Here is a 14,744-nt window from a genome sequence, read left to right as displayed (position 1 = left end):
ATAATAACAACTAATAAACATCATCTTTGAGGTAGTTCAGCATGGCATACGATCAAGACTCTCAACTCAAACTAGACTACTCATCACTGGTCGATCTGATCGAGAAAACCAGCCTGCGTTATGGCGATAAACCCGCCTATGCCTGCCTTGGTAAAACCAGCAGTTTTAATGAGATAGAACGCGACTCTCGTTACTTTGCCGCCTATTTACAGAATAAGACCACACTCAAACCCGGCGATCGCATCGCCATTCAATTGCCCAATATCACCCAATTTGTCATCGCGGCCTACGGCGCCATCAGGGCTGGGCTAATCCTTGTTAACACGAATCCCTTATATACCGAGCGCGAGCTTATTCATCAGTTCAATGATTCTGGTGCTAAAGCGCTCGTGGTGTTATCCGACCTATTGCCGACCTTGGCCAAAGTCATCGACAGCACTCAAATAGAACTTGTCATCTCCACCCATCCTTTAGATTTGATCGATCCGCATGTGCAGCCAAAAACAGGGCTTAAGAATGTCGAGTTTTGTCAGATTTTAAAACAAGGTGCTGACCTTCCTTTTAGCCGATTTATCTCGAATCTCGACGACCTCTCGGCGTTGCAATACACAGGTGGCACGACAGGATTATCTAAAGGTGCCATGTTGACCCACGGCAATATGCTCGCCAATGCGGCGCAGGTAAAATCCCGCATCGCGAGCGTGATCACCGAAGGGGAAGATATCTTTGTTGCGCCACTGCCGATTTACCATATTTACGCTTTTATGGTGAACTTAGTGCTGTATTTCGAGTGCGGCGGTTGCTCGGTATTAATTCCAAATCCGCGTGATATTAGTGGCTTAATTAAGACACTCGCCAAATACCCCTTCACGGGATTTGCAGGCCTCAATACCCTGTTTGTCGCCCTATGCCATCAACCCGAGTTTAAGGCGCTGGACTTTAGCCACTTAAAAATCACTATCTCGGGCGGTACAGCACTCACGGCCGCGGCGGCCAACATTTGGCAACAGACGACAGGCAATATGATCAGCGAAGGTTATGGATTATCTGAAACTTCACCGGTGATTTCACTCAATGCGCCCGGTTATCAAAAACTTGGCACTATTGGTAAACCTGTGATTGGCACTGAAGTTAAACTCTTAGATGAAAACAACCTTGAAGTGCCCTTAGGTACAGCGGGAGAATTAGCCGCGTGTGGCCCACAAGTGATGCGGGGTTATTGGAATAATCCGCAGGAAACCGCCAATGCTATGACTCCAGAAGGTTTCTTTAAAACCGGTGACATTGCCATAGCAACAGCGGAAGGTTTCCATCAAATTGTTGATCGCAAAAAGGATATGATCATAGTCTCGGGCTTTAACGTTTATCCCAACGAGGTGGAAAACGTGCTGGCGAGCCATCCAAGTGTGATCGAATGTGCCGTGGTGGGAGTAAAGGATGAACACTCGGGCGAAGCGGTTAAAGCCTTTATCGTGCTCAAGGATGATAGCCAAGATCATCAACAGGCAAAAGAGGCCATTCTAGCCTTTTGCCGCGAGCAATTAACCGCCTATAAATTGCCAAAAACCATTGAATTTATGACGCAATTGCCTAAGAGTACCGTAGGTAAAATTCTGCGCCGCGAGCTAAAAGATAAGGCTTGAAGACCGCACTTACAGTGCCGTACTTAAAGTGCCGTACTTAAAGGAAAAGCTGACTAACAGAGCTTAGAGACAAACGCACAATAAAAGACCCAGTGAGCTAGCTTGAGCGTTTCAGCTAGCAACTGGGTTTTATTTTACTTAAATGGTCTCATTCAAGGCGCTGGCATTAGCCTCTTCGGTTAACAATTGCAGACTGGCAAATTCACGATATAACGCATTGGATTGCATCAACTCTTGGTGGCGCCCGCAGGCAACAATCTCGCCCTTATCGAACACAAAAATCCTATCGGCATTGATCACCGTCGATAAGCGATGGGCAATAATCAAGGTGGTTTTACCCGCCATCAATACATCCAGCGCTTGCTTCACTTTCTGCTCGCTCACCGCATCTAAGGCACTGGTCGCTTCATCGAGTAACAATATGGGTCTGTCGGCTAAAATCGCCCGCGCAATGGCGATCCGCTGTTTTTGCCCACCAGAAAGTCGCACGCCACGCTCGCCTAAATAGGTTTGATAACCGTCAGTAAATTCGCTAATAAACTCGTGGGCACGGGCTGCAATACAAGCATCAATCACTTCTTGCTCAGTCGCATCGACGCGGCCATAACGCACGTTTTCAAGTACGCTGGTCGCAAAAATCACTGAGTCCTGGGGCACCAGAGCAAACTGCGCTCTTAGGTCATGTGGCAAAAGCTTAGCAATATCAATTCCTTCCAGTCGAATACTACCAGCGCTAGGGACATAAAAGCGCTGCAATAACTGGAACAAAGTACTCTTACCCGCGCCACTTGGGCCGACTAAGGCAACCCGCTCCCCCGCGGCAATGGCCATATTAAGCTGTTTTAGTACTAAGGCATCATGCTCTGGATAGGCAAAGTTGAGTCCTTCTATGACTAACTCGCCACTGACCTTGGCGGGTAAAGCAATAGGATGAGCTGCAACGGCAATATCCACTGGCGTTTCAGCCAGTTCAATTAAACGTTCAGCGGCGCCAGAAGCACGCTGAATTTCGCCTATTACTTCGCTAATCGTCGCCACAGCGCCTGCAACCATCACAGCATAAAACATAAAGGCGGATAGCTCGCCACCCGTCATCTTACCCGACATGACATCGTGGGCACCGACCCAAGTCACCATAGCAATCGCCGCGATACTTAAAAACATCACGGTTGAGATCAGCAAGGCACGGTAACGGATCCGCCCGCTTGCCGCAGACATCACATCTTCGACGCGGGTATTGAATAAGCTACGGTCTTTATCTTCATGGCCATAGGCTTGTACCGTATGAATTTCATGAAGTGTTTCATCCACATAAGCGCCGAGATCGGCAACCCTGTCTTGGCTTTCTCGCGCCAGTGTACGCACTTTACGACCGAAAAAGATCACCGGTCCCAACACTAAAGGTACAGCCAATAACACTAATAAGGTCATCTTAACGCTGGTGATCCCCATCATGACTAAACCACCAAGTACCGTCACACTAGAGCGCAGTGCCATAGATAAACTCGAGCCCACCACGGTTTGCAGCAAGGTAGAGTCGGCGGTAAAACGGGAGATCACTTCACCGGTGCGCACTTTAGCGTAAAAGGCGGGAGATAGTTTAAGCAGTTGATAGTAAACAGTTAGACGAATATCAGCACTGACCCGCTCGCCGAGCCAAGTCATTAAATAGAAGCGGCAAAACACCGCTGTGCCACTGACGGCGGTAATTCCGAGCACTAACAGTATGATTTCATTCAGCCGCTGCGCATTGTCACGCACAAAGCCTTCATCAACCATTAAGCGCACACCTTGGCCCAATGATAGCCAAGCGAGTGATCCTATCATCAAGCAGATAATCGCCGCGACGACTTTCAGTTTGTAGGGTTTAAGAAAACCAACAATCCAAGGCAATACGGATCTTTGCTGCACCGAGGTTGGTTTAACCTTCGAAGCATCAGCGCTTATTGTAGGCGTGACTGGAATTAACTTTTCAGGCAATGGCTCTGCGCCCGCTTTAATGGGGTTTGGTGATTTGGCTAATTCGACGGTCGGCTCTGTCACGGGTGATATCCTTCGGTAGGGAACGGCAATTCAAGCATAACATTCACCTGAACTGGGTATCTGCAAGCCGTTAACCGCGCAGCTTTGCTTAAAGCATATCAATTAGATGCTACCTGTTGCGGGAAAATTCAAGGGCAAAGCGTGGTTTTACTCAAAAGAAAAGCATAAAACCAACCCGCAGCGAGTGCGGGTTGGTTTTATTGCCATCGCTTAGCGCGACTTAAGCGACTTGCTGGTTTTCTGGCGTTTTGGGCGTGCCATGGTGGCCATCACGCTTCCAATCCACATCTAACAACTCTGCGCCGCTCAGGCTAAATGCTTGGCCAAAACCTTTCACATAAAGACCCTGATGGGGCGCGAGCTTGTATAAGTTAAAATCGGTTAATGCCGCAAGGTTATCGGACATTTCGCCAAAACGGGCCGACAACACACCAACGCCCTTAATGAAGGCTGGCGTATCACGGGGCACGGCCTCGGCAATTGCATCAAAGGTCAAACGCTTGCGGGCAAAAACCGATTTGGCCGCGGTTTCATCTTCAACAAGCATCACAGAGACCTTAGATGAGTGCTTTAAGTTATGACCATGACGGGCTAAGTCACTCACCAGAATATAAAAACCATCATCGGCCAGTGCGAAGGGTGCATAACTCGCATTCGGCTGGCCATCAATACCTAGCGTGGCCAGTTGCAAGGTTTCCCTTTGCTGTTTAAAGGCTTCTATCTCAGGTAAAAGCTTGTCTCTTAAACGTTGTTCTTGTTCGGTCATTTCAGGCTTCATTTGCTCTGTTCCTTAAATACTGTCGTTAATGCTGCAATTCAGAGGTGTGATTACACCGAGGCAAAGGCAGTTGCGAGCGCTTTAAATTGGCGAACTTGTTCAGGAAACAGCGCTCTTTGTTTATCGCGACCTAAATACACTTTGAACACGACCTCACCTTCGCTGCCGAAGAAGTTAATCGAATGGCTCTCGCTGCCTCTAAAAGGTCTGCTGATCAAGGCTATGCCACGCATGGCATCTAATTTGAGATGCCCGTGCAAACCGTCGCCCTTGCTGTAGAGGTTGTAATAACCATGGGCATATTTTCCCTGTGGGAAATCCCCTTTAAATTCAAATACGCTGCCCGATAACATCACAATAGTGGTTAACTTTCCCCATTCGGGTAAGGCTTGTAGTAAGGCATCGAGCTGAGTTAACGGCACAAACACCACTTGTTCGGGCGGCAGGGCTGCAACGACTTCGAGCTCAGCAATGCCTAATTCACTGGCGAGCTGCGCTGGCATCAAATCAGCTTGTTGCTCAAATCGTTGTCGCAGTTGCGCCTGTTGCTCACTTAGCTGGCGTTGCTCAGAGCCTAAATCTGTCGCGACATCGAGCTCGCTATCGAGTGTCATCTTCATTTTACTGTCTCCAGCGGTAGTGACTATTGAGTGGCTTGGCATTAAACCTGGCTCCCGTTTACCGCTTGCTCAGATTTAACACTCAGCATTTGCCGAAACGGAAGTCAGCACTTTAATGCAGGGCTTAGAACATATAGCGCGCCGATAACTTCATATTACGGCCCGGTTGATACAAGGTTTGCCACGCTTGTTGGTACTTTTCATCGCCGATGTTTTCGATGGCGAAATCCACTCTCACACCCGCCATCGCGCCCATAGTCGGCTCCCACGCAACATACACATCCCATAGGGTGTAATCGTCGTATTTCGCCACTTTGAAGCCATCAGGCGTATTCGACTGCGTCGCCACATAAGTGACGCGAGTGCCGAGTTTCATGTCGCCTTCCATAATGCCTTGGGATAAATCAATGTTAAATTTATTGGCGGGTATACCTTCAATATCGCCGCCATTTTTACGATCTTCACCATGGGTTTGGCCATAATTCATCGCTAAGCGAGTTTGGCCAATTCGGTAACGACCGCTAATTTCAAAGCCAGTTAAACGCGCATCTTCGACGTTATTCCATGAGGTCGTTTGCTCGAACCCAGGAATACCATGCCAAGGATTAGACACTTGCTGCACGATGAAATCGTCCACATCGTTACGGAAGATGTTGAACGTCAAAGCTAATTCATCATCACCGGCTAACTCACTGAAACGTAAGTCTGCTTTGATTTCTTTGTTGCGGGCTTTTTCAGACTTTAGATCCGGATTGGTCGCAAAGGTGTTGCATAGACCTTGGGGCAAGAATCCCGGAATAGGTGGAATGCAGTAATGGGTGCCGCTAGAATACATTTCCTCTACCGAAGGTGCGCGGAAGGCTTGATCGTAACGGGCACTTAAGGTCAACCAAGATTGAGTCTGCCAAACTAACCCTAGTGATGGCGATAACTCATTATCATCGGAGGATAAATTGAGGTTGTTACTGTCATTTTTAAAGCTGTCATAACGCAGACCTGCATCCAGGTTTAACGTCTTAGTCAGCTCAATATCTGCCCGCGTAAAAGCGCCCCATACTGTGGTTTCACCATCAATATTTCCCGGACGCTGGCCCACTTGACCCGAATCATCACGCGTCGTCTCTATAGTATCGCGGAAGCCATCAACGCCGTAGGTCAACAATGTATTGCCCAAGCGCGAACTGTTATTGAGGTTAATGCCCACAGTGCGATACTCAGTGCTGTCTAGCTGGCCCTTAGTAATACGGTCTTCATCGTAGTCGGTACTGTTCCAATACACTTGCATCTTAGTATCCAGATACGGGTTATTGGCTGGATTGAAACTGTAATCTAAGGTGATATTTTGATCGTCTGTCTTGCGACGCACTAAAGGTATTGAATTACTGGCTGCCGCAGAAGGATTACTTGGCACTAATTCATTGATCTTATTGACTCTCGCAGATAACTCTAAGCGTGACGCCTCATCGGCTTGCCAACCGAATTTAGCTAAACCACTGCTGCCATGGGATGAACTGTTGCTTAGGGTTTCGTCATTACCGGTTTTTATATTGTTTGAGTCGGTGTAAGAGCCGTTTAGTAACCAATCGATACTGTCTTGTTGACCATAAATAGCGCCACTGGTTTTAGTGCGCGAGCCATTGGTCTCATAACCTTGTTTTAGGAAGCCACCAAAGGTTTCATTGGGCGCTAAGAAATCCTGCGCTGACTTAGTATTTTGCGCGACGACGCCACCCAGTGCGCCACTGCCCCACAAACTACTGGCTGGACCGCGCAGCACTTCTATGGATTTCAGTAACTCAGGGTCCATAAAGTAGGTAGCTCTGTGGCCAGAGCCGGTATTTTGTCTTGCTCCGTCAATCGTCTGCAGTACTCGACTGCCACTTAAACCACGGATTTCAACCCCTTGAGATGAAGCTCTTGGGCCATTCGTCAGCGTAATATTCGCCTCGTTTTTAAGGGCATTAGCCACGGATGATGCTTGAGCTACCGCAAGTTGCTCTTCACCCACCACGGCTACGCTGCGGCTGGTTTCGGAGGCTTTTTCGCTGATGCGGGTTGCACTCACTAACACTTCATCAAACTCTGTCGTGACGAGTTTTTTATCCGCATCACCTTGAACAACAGGCTTAACATTTTCTTCTGCCGCTAACGTAAAACTTAGGGCCGTACTGCTCAGTGCTATCGCCATGGCGATCACTAACGGCTTTTTCTTCATCTCTTCATCCTCAAGTGATAATCAGCTGTTCCCGTGCAATTCAATACTGAGCCCAGACTCTCTTTCCAGACGCCAATCCTTTTGAGATTGAGTCTGTTACAGATGCTCAATTCCAGATTAGGCTCTTTCAAACTTGAGCCCTTTCCAGACAGAGTCCAAGACAATCAGTCCCCATAAAGTAGGATGAATTACCGGTTTAGCTGTTTTTTTAAGCGCTCATTCGAGCTATTGCAGGCACTCTACCTGAGATAACAAAATAGATCAAATGCAAATCATTATCATTTGCGATCTTGTTTATATTGAGATATCTTAATTAGCGAAGATAAATGAGCAGAAGTGCTTTATTGGGAAAAAGAGGTTGCTGTGACACCGAAACGATATCTTGCCTTTGGCGCGTTAACTGTTGCCATCCAAACGGGTGTTATCGCCTCGCAGCCTGCTATCACTATGCTACAAAGTGCCCAAGCATTGAGTGCAAATCAAGCATCGAACGCTCCCAGCGCGAATCGTGTCACCCTCAATTTTTCTGCTGCGACAAGCAGCAACGCCAGTGTCGAGCCCATAACGCAAACAGAATCCAAGTTAGCCACAGTGAGCAGCACAGCAAGAAAAGTATCAACAGCAGACTCTGTCGATAAAACGGTTATCGAGGCTGTAGAAAAACCCAAAGCTGATCAACGAATTGACAGCCAGTTAGCTAAGAAACCTTCTGTCGCAAAACCTACTGCTAAAAGTTATCCAGATACAGATCAATCAGCGACGAACGCTTTAGTAAATAAGCAACCCGAACATGTTGAACAAGAATTAGAGCTAAAAACAGAGCCCAAAACAGCACAAGAACCAACGAATTTAATCGCTAACGCAGCCGAACTAGATGCAAAAGCGACTCAAAATGTAGACAGTGCAGCCGCTGACAATGCCCCATTTAACGACAGCCTCCAAACGAACATAGTGGAATTAGCCAAACCGCTGTTTGCTACAGCGCCACCGCAACCGACTTATCCGCGAATAGCGCGTAAGAAAGGACTCGAAGGCACTGCAACCATAGAAGTGATGTTTAACGAACTTGGCGAGCAACTGGCGCTGACGTTAGTAAAAAGCTCAGGATTTAGCCTGCTTGATCAGGCAGCAATTGCTGCAGTTGAGAACTGGCAATTTACGGCGCCGACGCCAAGGCTAGCGAGTCATTACAAGGTCAGAGTGCCGATTCGTTTCGCGCTTAACTAGCGGGCCTTAATCTTATTGCTGAAAGCTAGCCATAGTAAAGCTCACTTTTTGATTCACTCAATGACGTATAAAACTGATTTTTCAATCGATTGGAGAGGCTTAATGCCCGTAACTGATTTTTCAACCCTACAGACACAACTTGGCGTGCTGACTTGGCCCTTGTTGTTATGTGCTTTTTTAGCTTTGATGATCTGCCTTGAACGTAGTGCCTTGTTTTTGCATCAAACTCTGCTGTCAATCTGGCCGAAAAAACAGGCTTGGGTAACGTCATTGCGTCAATCAAGCTCAACGGCGACCACTGAAAACGTCAGCGCGCTGCTAACACAAACCAGCGCACAGCAAGATTTACTCGCCCGTGGCGCGACCTTGTTACTCAAACAAGTCCACCAGCCCAAAGTGCTAAGGGAAGAATTACTCAGTCTGTGGCTCAACAAACAGCAACGCGACTTGCAAGCCGGACTCAAGGTTTTACAAGTGATTGGCATTATCAGCCCATTACTCGGCCTACTTGGCACCGTACTAGGCCTCATCGACATGTTTGCTCAGCTTGGGCAATCACAAGGCCCAGTTACCCCAGCGCAACTCAGCGCCGGACTCGGTCTTGCGATGAACACCACAGCCGCCGGACTCATTATCGCAGTGCCCGCCATTACCGCCGCCCATCTTTTTGGCATTTGGGCTCAAGGTCAATGCCTGCGCGCAGGGCACGTGCTCAATCAACTCAATCTGTGGTTAGCGGGTATCGAAGATATTTCAATCGATAGCAATCAATACCAAGCATTCAGCAAAGTCAGCAACAGCAGCACTGCGCAAAAGTCGGCATTCAACTCTCATTCCCAGATTGAGCCACAGACATGATAAGTGCAGATGCATCACCACGCAGGCAGGCAGGCATTGCTTCGCCTGAGCAACTTCCGAGCCTAGATTTAACCGCGTTAATCGACATTATTTTTATCGTGTTGGTATTTCTACTGCTGACGGCAAACACCCAACTACTCAGCTTGCCGGTAGATGTGCCGCAAAGCCCAAGTTCGGCCATCACTGCAATCGACAACAAGCCAACGATTGCCATCAATATCATGGCGACAGCGCCTTATTGGGCAATCGATAGTGAGACATTTGATGATTTAGCGACTTTTACCGCCGCGTTTACCGCACATTTTAACACTATGCCGGAGGCGACCGTGATTATTGCCGCCGATAAGGCCGCGCCCGTGGAACCTTTGATGCAACTGCTCGCGCTGCTACAGACGCAGTCAATCAGTCAGACCCAAATATTGATGGAGCATTAGCGCATTGCCAGACCCGCTATCTGACCCCAAAAGCCAAATGAGCAAGCTAAATAATGAGCCAGAGACACAGCTAATGTTGCCTTTCTGACAAGACCATAACCAAAACAAAAGATGCAGGCCGTAAAGCATTGCTTTACTTTTCTGGACTTAATGTACTGATTTTTAAAGCTAAGACTTTGAAAGTCAGAGACTAAAAACAGTATCTAAGCCTGTGGCGAACCAGTTTTTATGAGGAGTTTAACCATGTTGTTTCAAGCAACTAAAATGTCATTAAGCAAAGTGGTAGTTATCGTCTCTGCATTGTCGGCTTTGCTATCGCCCAGCGCCTTTAGTGCTGAGCCCGATGTGGAAAGTACTGAAAGTGAGATAAGACTCGTGAGTGCGGGCACGGGCGTCACTGAGCTAGTGCTCGCCCTCGATGCGGGCAATGAACTGGTCGCTATCGACTCCACCAGCTATGTACCTGAAGGTTTAGCCCATGTGGCTAAGCTTGGCTATCACAGAATGCTCTCCGCCGAAGGTATTATCGCCCTCTCGCCAACACTGGTTGTCGGCTCGGATGTTATGGGGCCTGAGACCACGCTCAATGTATTGAAACAAGCCAATATCCAAGTTGTGCAGTTACCCGCAACGAACGATGAGCCGCAGCTAATGAGCAATGTGGATACCTTAGGTCAATTACTCAACCGTCCAGATAATGCCATTAAGTTAAAGCAGGACTTACATCAACAACTGCAAAGCTTAGCGGATAAAAAACAGCAAATAAGCGATGCTGGCGCGCAGCCAAAAATCCTCTTTATGCTATTACAAGAAGGCCGTGGCGCACGGGTCGGCGGTAAAGGCACTGCCGCAGATACCATTATCGCGCTGTCGGGCGCACAGAATATTGCCGAGTTTGATGGCTACAAAAGTATGTCTCAGGAAGGGATTTTGTCCTTGCAGCCCGACATTATTTTACTGTCAAAGCGCAGCGATAACCCCACAGAGCAAACCAACGCGCACATTGCCCAAGAACTGATAAAAGAGATGCCGCTACTCGCCCATACTCCTGCGGGTAAAAATGGCCATATACAAACACTCGCGCCGCAAGCCCTTCTCGGCGGCTTAGGCATCAGTGCCATTAGCGCCGCCGATACGCTTGCCAGTACATTGCTCAAGCAAAATCAGTAACCTGCATAGTAACGAATACCGTCACTACTCAGGGGGCTCATGTTGATTATATGAGTCACTTATTTGAATGGCTTGTATGAGTCACTAATCGGACTCGCAGACTTGCAGTACTGACTCACACACCAGATTAGTCACCTGATAAAAATAGAAAGGATAGTTGAGATGTTCCTCAATCGCTGGCTCTGGCCCGGTTTAGTCACACTGTTAGCCCTAAGCTGCTTACTCTCGGTCAGCACAGGCCCTGTCAGTATCAGCCTAGTAGATGCCCTAAGCGCAGTGCTTAATTGGGCGACCCAGCAAAACATCGGCAATATTGCGCCCCACGAACAACTGGTGGTCAACACTGTGCGCCTGCCGCGAACATTATTGGCACTGGCGGTGGGCGCCACGCTCGCTCAATGCGGCGCAGTGATGCAGGGACTGTTTCGTAATCCCTTGGCTGATCCCGGTATTATCGGGGTGTCATCTGGCGCAGCTCTTGGCGCGGCCATCTGTATCGTGCTGTTACCCAATGCAAATCCATTCATGATCCCCATCAGTGCCTTTGTATCGGGTTTAATCACCACCCTTGTTGTCTATCGCCTCGCCAGTAGCCCAACCGGAACATCGGTCGTGTTATTACTGCTATCGGGCGTAGCCATTGCAGCACTGGCAGGCGCAGGAATTGGCATGCTCACGTATCTTGCCAACGACATGGCGCTGCGTGACTTAACCTTGTGGCAGATGGGCTCGATAGCAGGTGCGCAGTGGATGTATGTCAGCCTGTGTCTCGTGACTTTAGCACTACTAAGCTGGCGATTTCGCCAAGATGCGGCGGCGCTCAATGCCTTGCTACTTGGTGAATCCGAAGCGCGTCACTTAGGGATAGATGTCGATAAGCTTAAGCTGAGACTCATTTTACTTTGCGCTTTAGGCGTTGGCGTAAGCGTCGCGGCGACAGGCATTATTGGCTTCATCGGCCTAGTGGTACCTCATTTAGTCCGCATGATGGTAGGGCCAGATCATCGCCAACTGCTGCCCATCAGCGCCCTTTTAGGTGCAGCCCTATTAGCCTTAGCCGATATCGGCGCTCGCGCCTTCTTGCCACCAGCAGAGTTACCGGTTGGGTTAGTGACCGCGCTCATCGGTGCGCCATTCTTCATCTTCTTACTACTGCAACAACGCAGTAAGCTCATCTAAGCGAGGCGTTATGACTGCCACTTCCTATGCCAAATCAGAATCAAGATCAAGATCAGATTTTGAATTAGCACCTAGAGCACATCTAACTCATTCAGCTAATGCACAGTTTGAGCGCACTGAGCTCTGCATTAGTCAGCTCGATGTCAGCATTGGGCAAAAAACGGTGCTCAGCGATATTAATGTGCAATTTAAGCCCGGCGCAGTAACCGCCCTACTCGGCCCCAATGGCGCGGGGAAATCGACGCTACTCAAAGCCCTTTGCCAAGAAATCAGCACGCCAAGGCAAAGTATCCGTCTAGGCCATAGCCAACTGGCGGATTGGCCTAGGCGCGAGCTGGCAAAATCCTTAGCCGTACTGCCACAGCACGCCAGTCTGACGTTCCCCTTTACTGTGTCCGAAGTGGTGGCTATGGGTCTTTATCCCTTAACCATCAGTAACAAAGAGGGTGAAGCGTTAGTTGCCGAGCAGCTGGCGCAAGTGGGCTTAACCCATCTGGCTAAACGCAGTTATCCAACCCTCTCAGGCGGCGAAAAACAGCGAGTCCAGCTCGCCCGCGTCTTGACTCAACTCAGTCAACCGCCATTCCCGCCCATACTATTACTGGATGAGCCAACATCGGCATTAGATCTCGCCCAGCAACACAGAGTGCTTGAGTTAGCCCAAAACTTAGCTCATCAGCACGCGTACACTGTGATAGTGGTACTGCACGACCTTAACCAAGCCGCTCGCTATAGCGATCAATTAATTGTATTAAAACAAGGGCGAATCGTGAGCGAAGGCACGCCAGCGGAAGCCTTGTCGGTCGATACTATTCGTGAAGTATGGGACTATGAACCTGTGTACGTCCCTGCACCACAAGGTGGACATCCACTGATTTTTTAATGAAATGAAGATATTGGCTGTAAGTTTTAATGTCTAATGCGGGTATAATCTGGCGCTGACACTTTTCGCACGCTTTTTTATGAACAGATTAGCGAGCAGCTTCGCGGGCATATTGACTCTCGTATTCACGAGTATATTTCAGCCGCAGGCGCGTTAACTCAAACCGCATTCACTTAAGTCGCGTTAACTTAAGCCGCATTAAATCAGGCAGAATCCAGATGAAACCCACTATCTCGACAGAAACTCAGCAAGAAGCACTGGTCGCAGCCAAAGCCACCCAAAAGCCAGGACAAACCAAAGAGCAAACTAAGCTCATTGCCCAAGGGATTGAAAAAGGCATCGCCGAGTATAAAAAACTGCTTAAAGCCAAAGCCCGTGAGCGGGATAAAGTCCGTAAACAACAGTTGAAAGCGAAATCTCGCACAGTGAATGACATCAATGATCTAGACGATGCTGACGAAGCCTTCGACTCCCAAAGCCAGTTCACCCGTGCCACTTGGGTTGCCATCGCCCTACTACTGTTAAGTTGGGCAGGATTTGCCGCCTATTTTTTTATGACGTGATTGCCGAACTTAAAAGTGACCGCTTCACACTGCGGTTTCGCCGCTCTCAACAACACCTATCAGATCGGCGATTTCACTTAGATGGGTATCAACCCAAGCGCTGCTGATTGGGCCCCACGTCACTATGCGGTAATATCCAGCATTGTTACGGCTGCCTTCCTGCACAAACTCGACCCGAATACCTATATCCTCAAATGCGGCGATGGCATCCTGTAAGGTGCGGCGCGGCATTCCAGTTAACTTATTGAGTGATAAAAGATTATGGCGATCGTCATCCATTAAGTGCGCTAAATAGAGCTTACGCAAAAACGCCTTATGTTGCTTTGAAACCTGTTGGGATACTGGCATTGAAGGTGACATAGAATGACCTGCCTAGAAACAAAAGTAATTATCATCAAAACTACTTTATATTCAGTCAATAAGGCAATAGCCAACACTAAATACTTCCGCTGAGCGACCAATTCTTCAGATAACCAATCTCCCCCTAAATCAAGCGAAACGACTTGTCATCCTCCCCCAACAACTGTTATTTGTAATGTCACTCACCACCTATGAGGGAACGCTAAGATGAGCCAGACAATTACAGCCGATCAAATACTGACATTTTGGTTTGAAGAAATTGAGCCAAAGCTTTGGTGGATTAAAGATGTTGAATTTGATGAACAAATCAAACAGCGTTTTGGGGACATATTAGCTCAAGCTAAACGTGGTGAGCTTTCCCATTGGCGAGTCACGCCCCAAGGCCGATTAGCGGAGATCATAGTGCTCGACCAATTCTCCCGTAATATTTACCGTGATACGCCTGCCGCTTTCGAAGCCGATGCCATCGCCTTAGTGCTCGCCCAAGAAGCCGTTGCCCAACAGGTTGATTTAGCAGTTAAACCTAAACAAGTGCCCTTTCTCTTTATGCCCTATATGCACAGCGAGTCGGCCATGATCCATCAAGTCGCGGTTAAACTGTTTAACCGCGAAGCGGCGATAGGAAACTTAGCGTTTGAACTGAAACATAAGGAAATTATCGACAGATTTGGTCGCTATCCACATAGAAATGCCATCTTAGGCAGAGAATCGACAGCAGAGGAAATCGCCTTTCTGAGTGAACCTGACTCATCCTTTTAATTCGCTCATTCT

The 14,744-nt window shown here is 48.3% G+C and carries 14 protein-coding genes; 9 read left to right on the top strand and 5 right to left on the bottom strand.

The window, feature by feature from the left end:
- Window positions 1-41: 41 nt before the first annotated feature.
- The gene (locus AC5YB3_RS16625; protein ID WP_494525760.1) at window positions 42-1,643 is read left to right on the top strand and encodes an AMP-binding protein; all 1,602 of its coding nucleotides are present in this window, start codon (window positions 42-44) and stop codon (window positions 1,641-1,643) included.
- 138 nt (window positions 1,644-1,781) lie between these two features.
- Here AC5YB3_RS16625 and AC5YB3_RS16620 read toward each other — a convergent pair whose 3' ends face one another.
- The 4 genes from AC5YB3_RS16620 to AC5YB3_RS16605 all read right to left on the bottom strand — a co-directional run bounded on the left by AC5YB3_RS16620 (window position 1,782) and on the right by AC5YB3_RS16605 (window position 7,299).
- Window positions 1,782-3,686, bottom strand: coding sequence for an ABC transporter transmembrane domain-containing protein (locus AC5YB3_RS16620; protein WP_494525759.1), 1,905 nt, complete (start codon window positions 3,684-3,686; stop codon window positions 1,782-1,784).
- Window positions 3,687-3,906: 220 nt separating this feature from the next.
- Window positions 3,907-4,464 carry a heme utilization protein HutZ gene (gene hutZ, locus AC5YB3_RS16615; RefSeq protein WP_107402482.1) on the bottom strand — a complete coding sequence of 186 codons (558 nt, stop codon included), beginning with the start codon at window positions 4,462-4,464 and terminating at the stop codon, window positions 3,907-3,909.
- 50 nt (window positions 4,465-4,514) lie between these two features.
- Window positions 4,515-5,084 (bottom strand): heme utilization cystosolic carrier protein HutX, encoded by a 570-nt coding sequence (gene hutX / locus AC5YB3_RS16610; RefSeq protein WP_310796170.1) that lies wholly within the window; start codon window positions 5,082-5,084, stop codon window positions 4,515-4,517.
- A 124-nt stretch (window positions 5,085-5,208) separates the two neighbouring features.
- Window positions 5,209-7,299 carry a TonB-dependent hemoglobin/transferrin/lactoferrin family receptor gene (locus AC5YB3_RS16605; protein ID WP_494525758.1) on the bottom strand — a complete coding sequence of 697 codons (2,091 nt, stop codon included), beginning with the start codon at window positions 7,297-7,299 and terminating at the stop codon, window positions 5,209-5,211.
- A 363-nt stretch (window positions 7,300-7,662) separates the two neighbouring features.
- Here AC5YB3_RS16605 and AC5YB3_RS16600 point away from each other — a divergent pair, with 363 nt between their 5' ends.
- The 7 genes from AC5YB3_RS16600 (at window position 7,663) to AC5YB3_RS16570 (ending at window position 13,613) form a co-directional block, all read left to right on the top strand.
- On the top strand, window positions 7,663-8,526 hold the full coding sequence (locus tag AC5YB3_RS16600) for an energy transducer TonB (protein WP_494525757.1): 864 nt from the start codon (window positions 7,663-7,665) through the stop codon (window positions 8,524-8,526).
- Window positions 8,527-8,628: 102 nt separating this feature from the next.
- Window positions 8,629-9,384 carry a MotA/TolQ/ExbB proton channel family protein gene (locus AC5YB3_RS16595; RefSeq protein ID WP_494525756.1) on the top strand — a complete coding sequence of 252 codons (756 nt, stop codon included), beginning with the start codon at window positions 8,629-8,631 and terminating at the stop codon, window positions 9,382-9,384.
- Window positions 9,381-9,818, top strand: a complete 438-nt coding sequence (locus tag AC5YB3_RS16590; RefSeq protein ID WP_494525755.1) for an ExbD/TolR family protein — start codon at window positions 9,381-9,383, stop codon at window positions 9,816-9,818. Before AC5YB3_RS16595 ends, AC5YB3_RS16590 begins: the two co-directional genes overlap by 4 nt.
- A gap of 243 nt (window positions 9,819-10,061) precedes the next feature.
- Window positions 10,062-10,988, top strand: a complete 927-nt coding sequence (locus tag AC5YB3_RS16585; protein WP_494525754.1) for an ABC transporter substrate-binding protein — start codon at window positions 10,062-10,064, stop codon at window positions 10,986-10,988.
- Window positions 10,989-11,150: 162 nt separating this feature from the next.
- The gene (locus tag AC5YB3_RS16580; RefSeq protein ID WP_494525753.1) at window positions 11,151-12,167 is read left to right on the top strand and encodes a FecCD family ABC transporter permease; all 1,017 of its coding nucleotides are present in this window, start codon (window positions 11,151-11,153) and stop codon (window positions 12,165-12,167) included.
- Between the two features lie 10 nt (window positions 12,168-12,177).
- Complete coding sequence (locus AC5YB3_RS16575) at window positions 12,178-13,050, top strand: heme ABC transporter ATP-binding protein (RefSeq protein WP_494525752.1); 873 nt, start codon at window positions 12,178-12,180, stop codon at window positions 13,048-13,050.
- A gap of 218 nt (window positions 13,051-13,268) precedes the next feature.
- Window positions 13,269-13,613 carry a DUF2956 domain-containing protein gene (locus AC5YB3_RS16570; protein WP_071940176.1) on the top strand — a complete coding sequence of 115 codons (345 nt, stop codon included), beginning with the start codon at window positions 13,269-13,271 and terminating at the stop codon, window positions 13,611-13,613.
- 24 nt (window positions 13,614-13,637) lie between these two features.
- Here the strand turns inward: AC5YB3_RS16570 and AC5YB3_RS16565 are convergent, their stop codons facing one another.
- Window positions 13,638-13,973, bottom strand: coding sequence for a winged helix-turn-helix domain-containing protein (locus tag AC5YB3_RS16565; protein WP_063883739.1), 336 nt, complete (start codon window positions 13,971-13,973; stop codon window positions 13,638-13,640).
- A 207-nt stretch (window positions 13,974-14,180) separates the two neighbouring features.
- Here AC5YB3_RS16565 and AC5YB3_RS16560 point away from each other — a divergent pair, with 207 nt between their 5' ends.
- Window positions 14,181-14,732: a DUF924 family protein gene (locus AC5YB3_RS16560; protein WP_494525751.1), complete on the top strand. Its 552-nt coding sequence runs from the start codon at window positions 14,181-14,183 to the stop codon at window positions 14,730-14,732.
- Window positions 14,733-14,744: the final 12 nt, after the last annotated feature.

The sequence above is a fragment of the Shewanella sp. 1311 genome, assembly GCF_059338235.1.
The sequence above is the reverse complement of the archived record's forward strand: the minus strand, read 5'-3'. Positions and strand labels throughout refer to the sequence as shown.

Excerpts from the sequence above, each read along its gene's own strand:
- AC5YB3_RS16625 (WP_494525760.1), top strand. The coding sequence starts at position 42 with ATGGCATACGATCAAGACTCTCAACTCAAACTAGACTACTCATCACTG.
- hutZ (WP_107402482.1), bottom strand. The coding sequence starts at position 4,464 with ATGAAGCCTGAAATGACCGAACAAGAACAACGTTTAAGAGACAAGCTT.
- hutX (WP_310796170.1), bottom strand. The coding sequence starts at position 5,084 with ATGAAGATGACACTCGATAGCGAGCTCGATGTCGCGACAGATTTAGGC.
- AC5YB3_RS16605 (WP_494525758.1), bottom strand. The coding sequence starts at position 7,299 with ATGAAGAAAAAGCCGTTAGTGATCGCCATGGCGATAGCACTGAGCAGT.
- AC5YB3_RS16595 (WP_494525756.1), top strand. The coding sequence starts at position 8,629 with ATGCCCGTAACTGATTTTTCAACCCTACAGACACAACTTGGCGTGCTG.
- AC5YB3_RS16590 (WP_494525755.1), top strand. The coding sequence starts at position 9,381 with ATGATAAGTGCAGATGCATCACCACGCAGGCAGGCAGGCATTGCTTCG.
- AC5YB3_RS16585 (WP_494525754.1), top strand. The coding sequence starts at position 10,062 with ATGTTGTTTCAAGCAACTAAAATGTCATTAAGCAAAGTGGTAGTTATC.
- AC5YB3_RS16580 (WP_494525753.1), top strand. The coding sequence starts at position 11,151 with ATGTTCCTCAATCGCTGGCTCTGGCCCGGTTTAGTCACACTGTTAGCC.
- AC5YB3_RS16575 (WP_494525752.1), top strand. The coding sequence starts at position 12,178 with ATGACTGCCACTTCCTATGCCAAATCAGAATCAAGATCAAGATCAGAT.
- AC5YB3_RS16570 (WP_071940176.1), top strand. The coding sequence starts at position 13,269 with ATGAAACCCACTATCTCGACAGAAACTCAGCAAGAAGCACTGGTCGCA.
- AC5YB3_RS16565 (WP_063883739.1), bottom strand. The coding sequence starts at position 13,973 with ATGTCACCTTCAATGCCAGTATCCCAACAGGTTTCAAAGCAACATAAG.
- AC5YB3_RS16560 (WP_494525751.1), top strand. The coding sequence starts at position 14,181 with ATGAGCCAGACAATTACAGCCGATCAAATACTGACATTTTGGTTTGAA.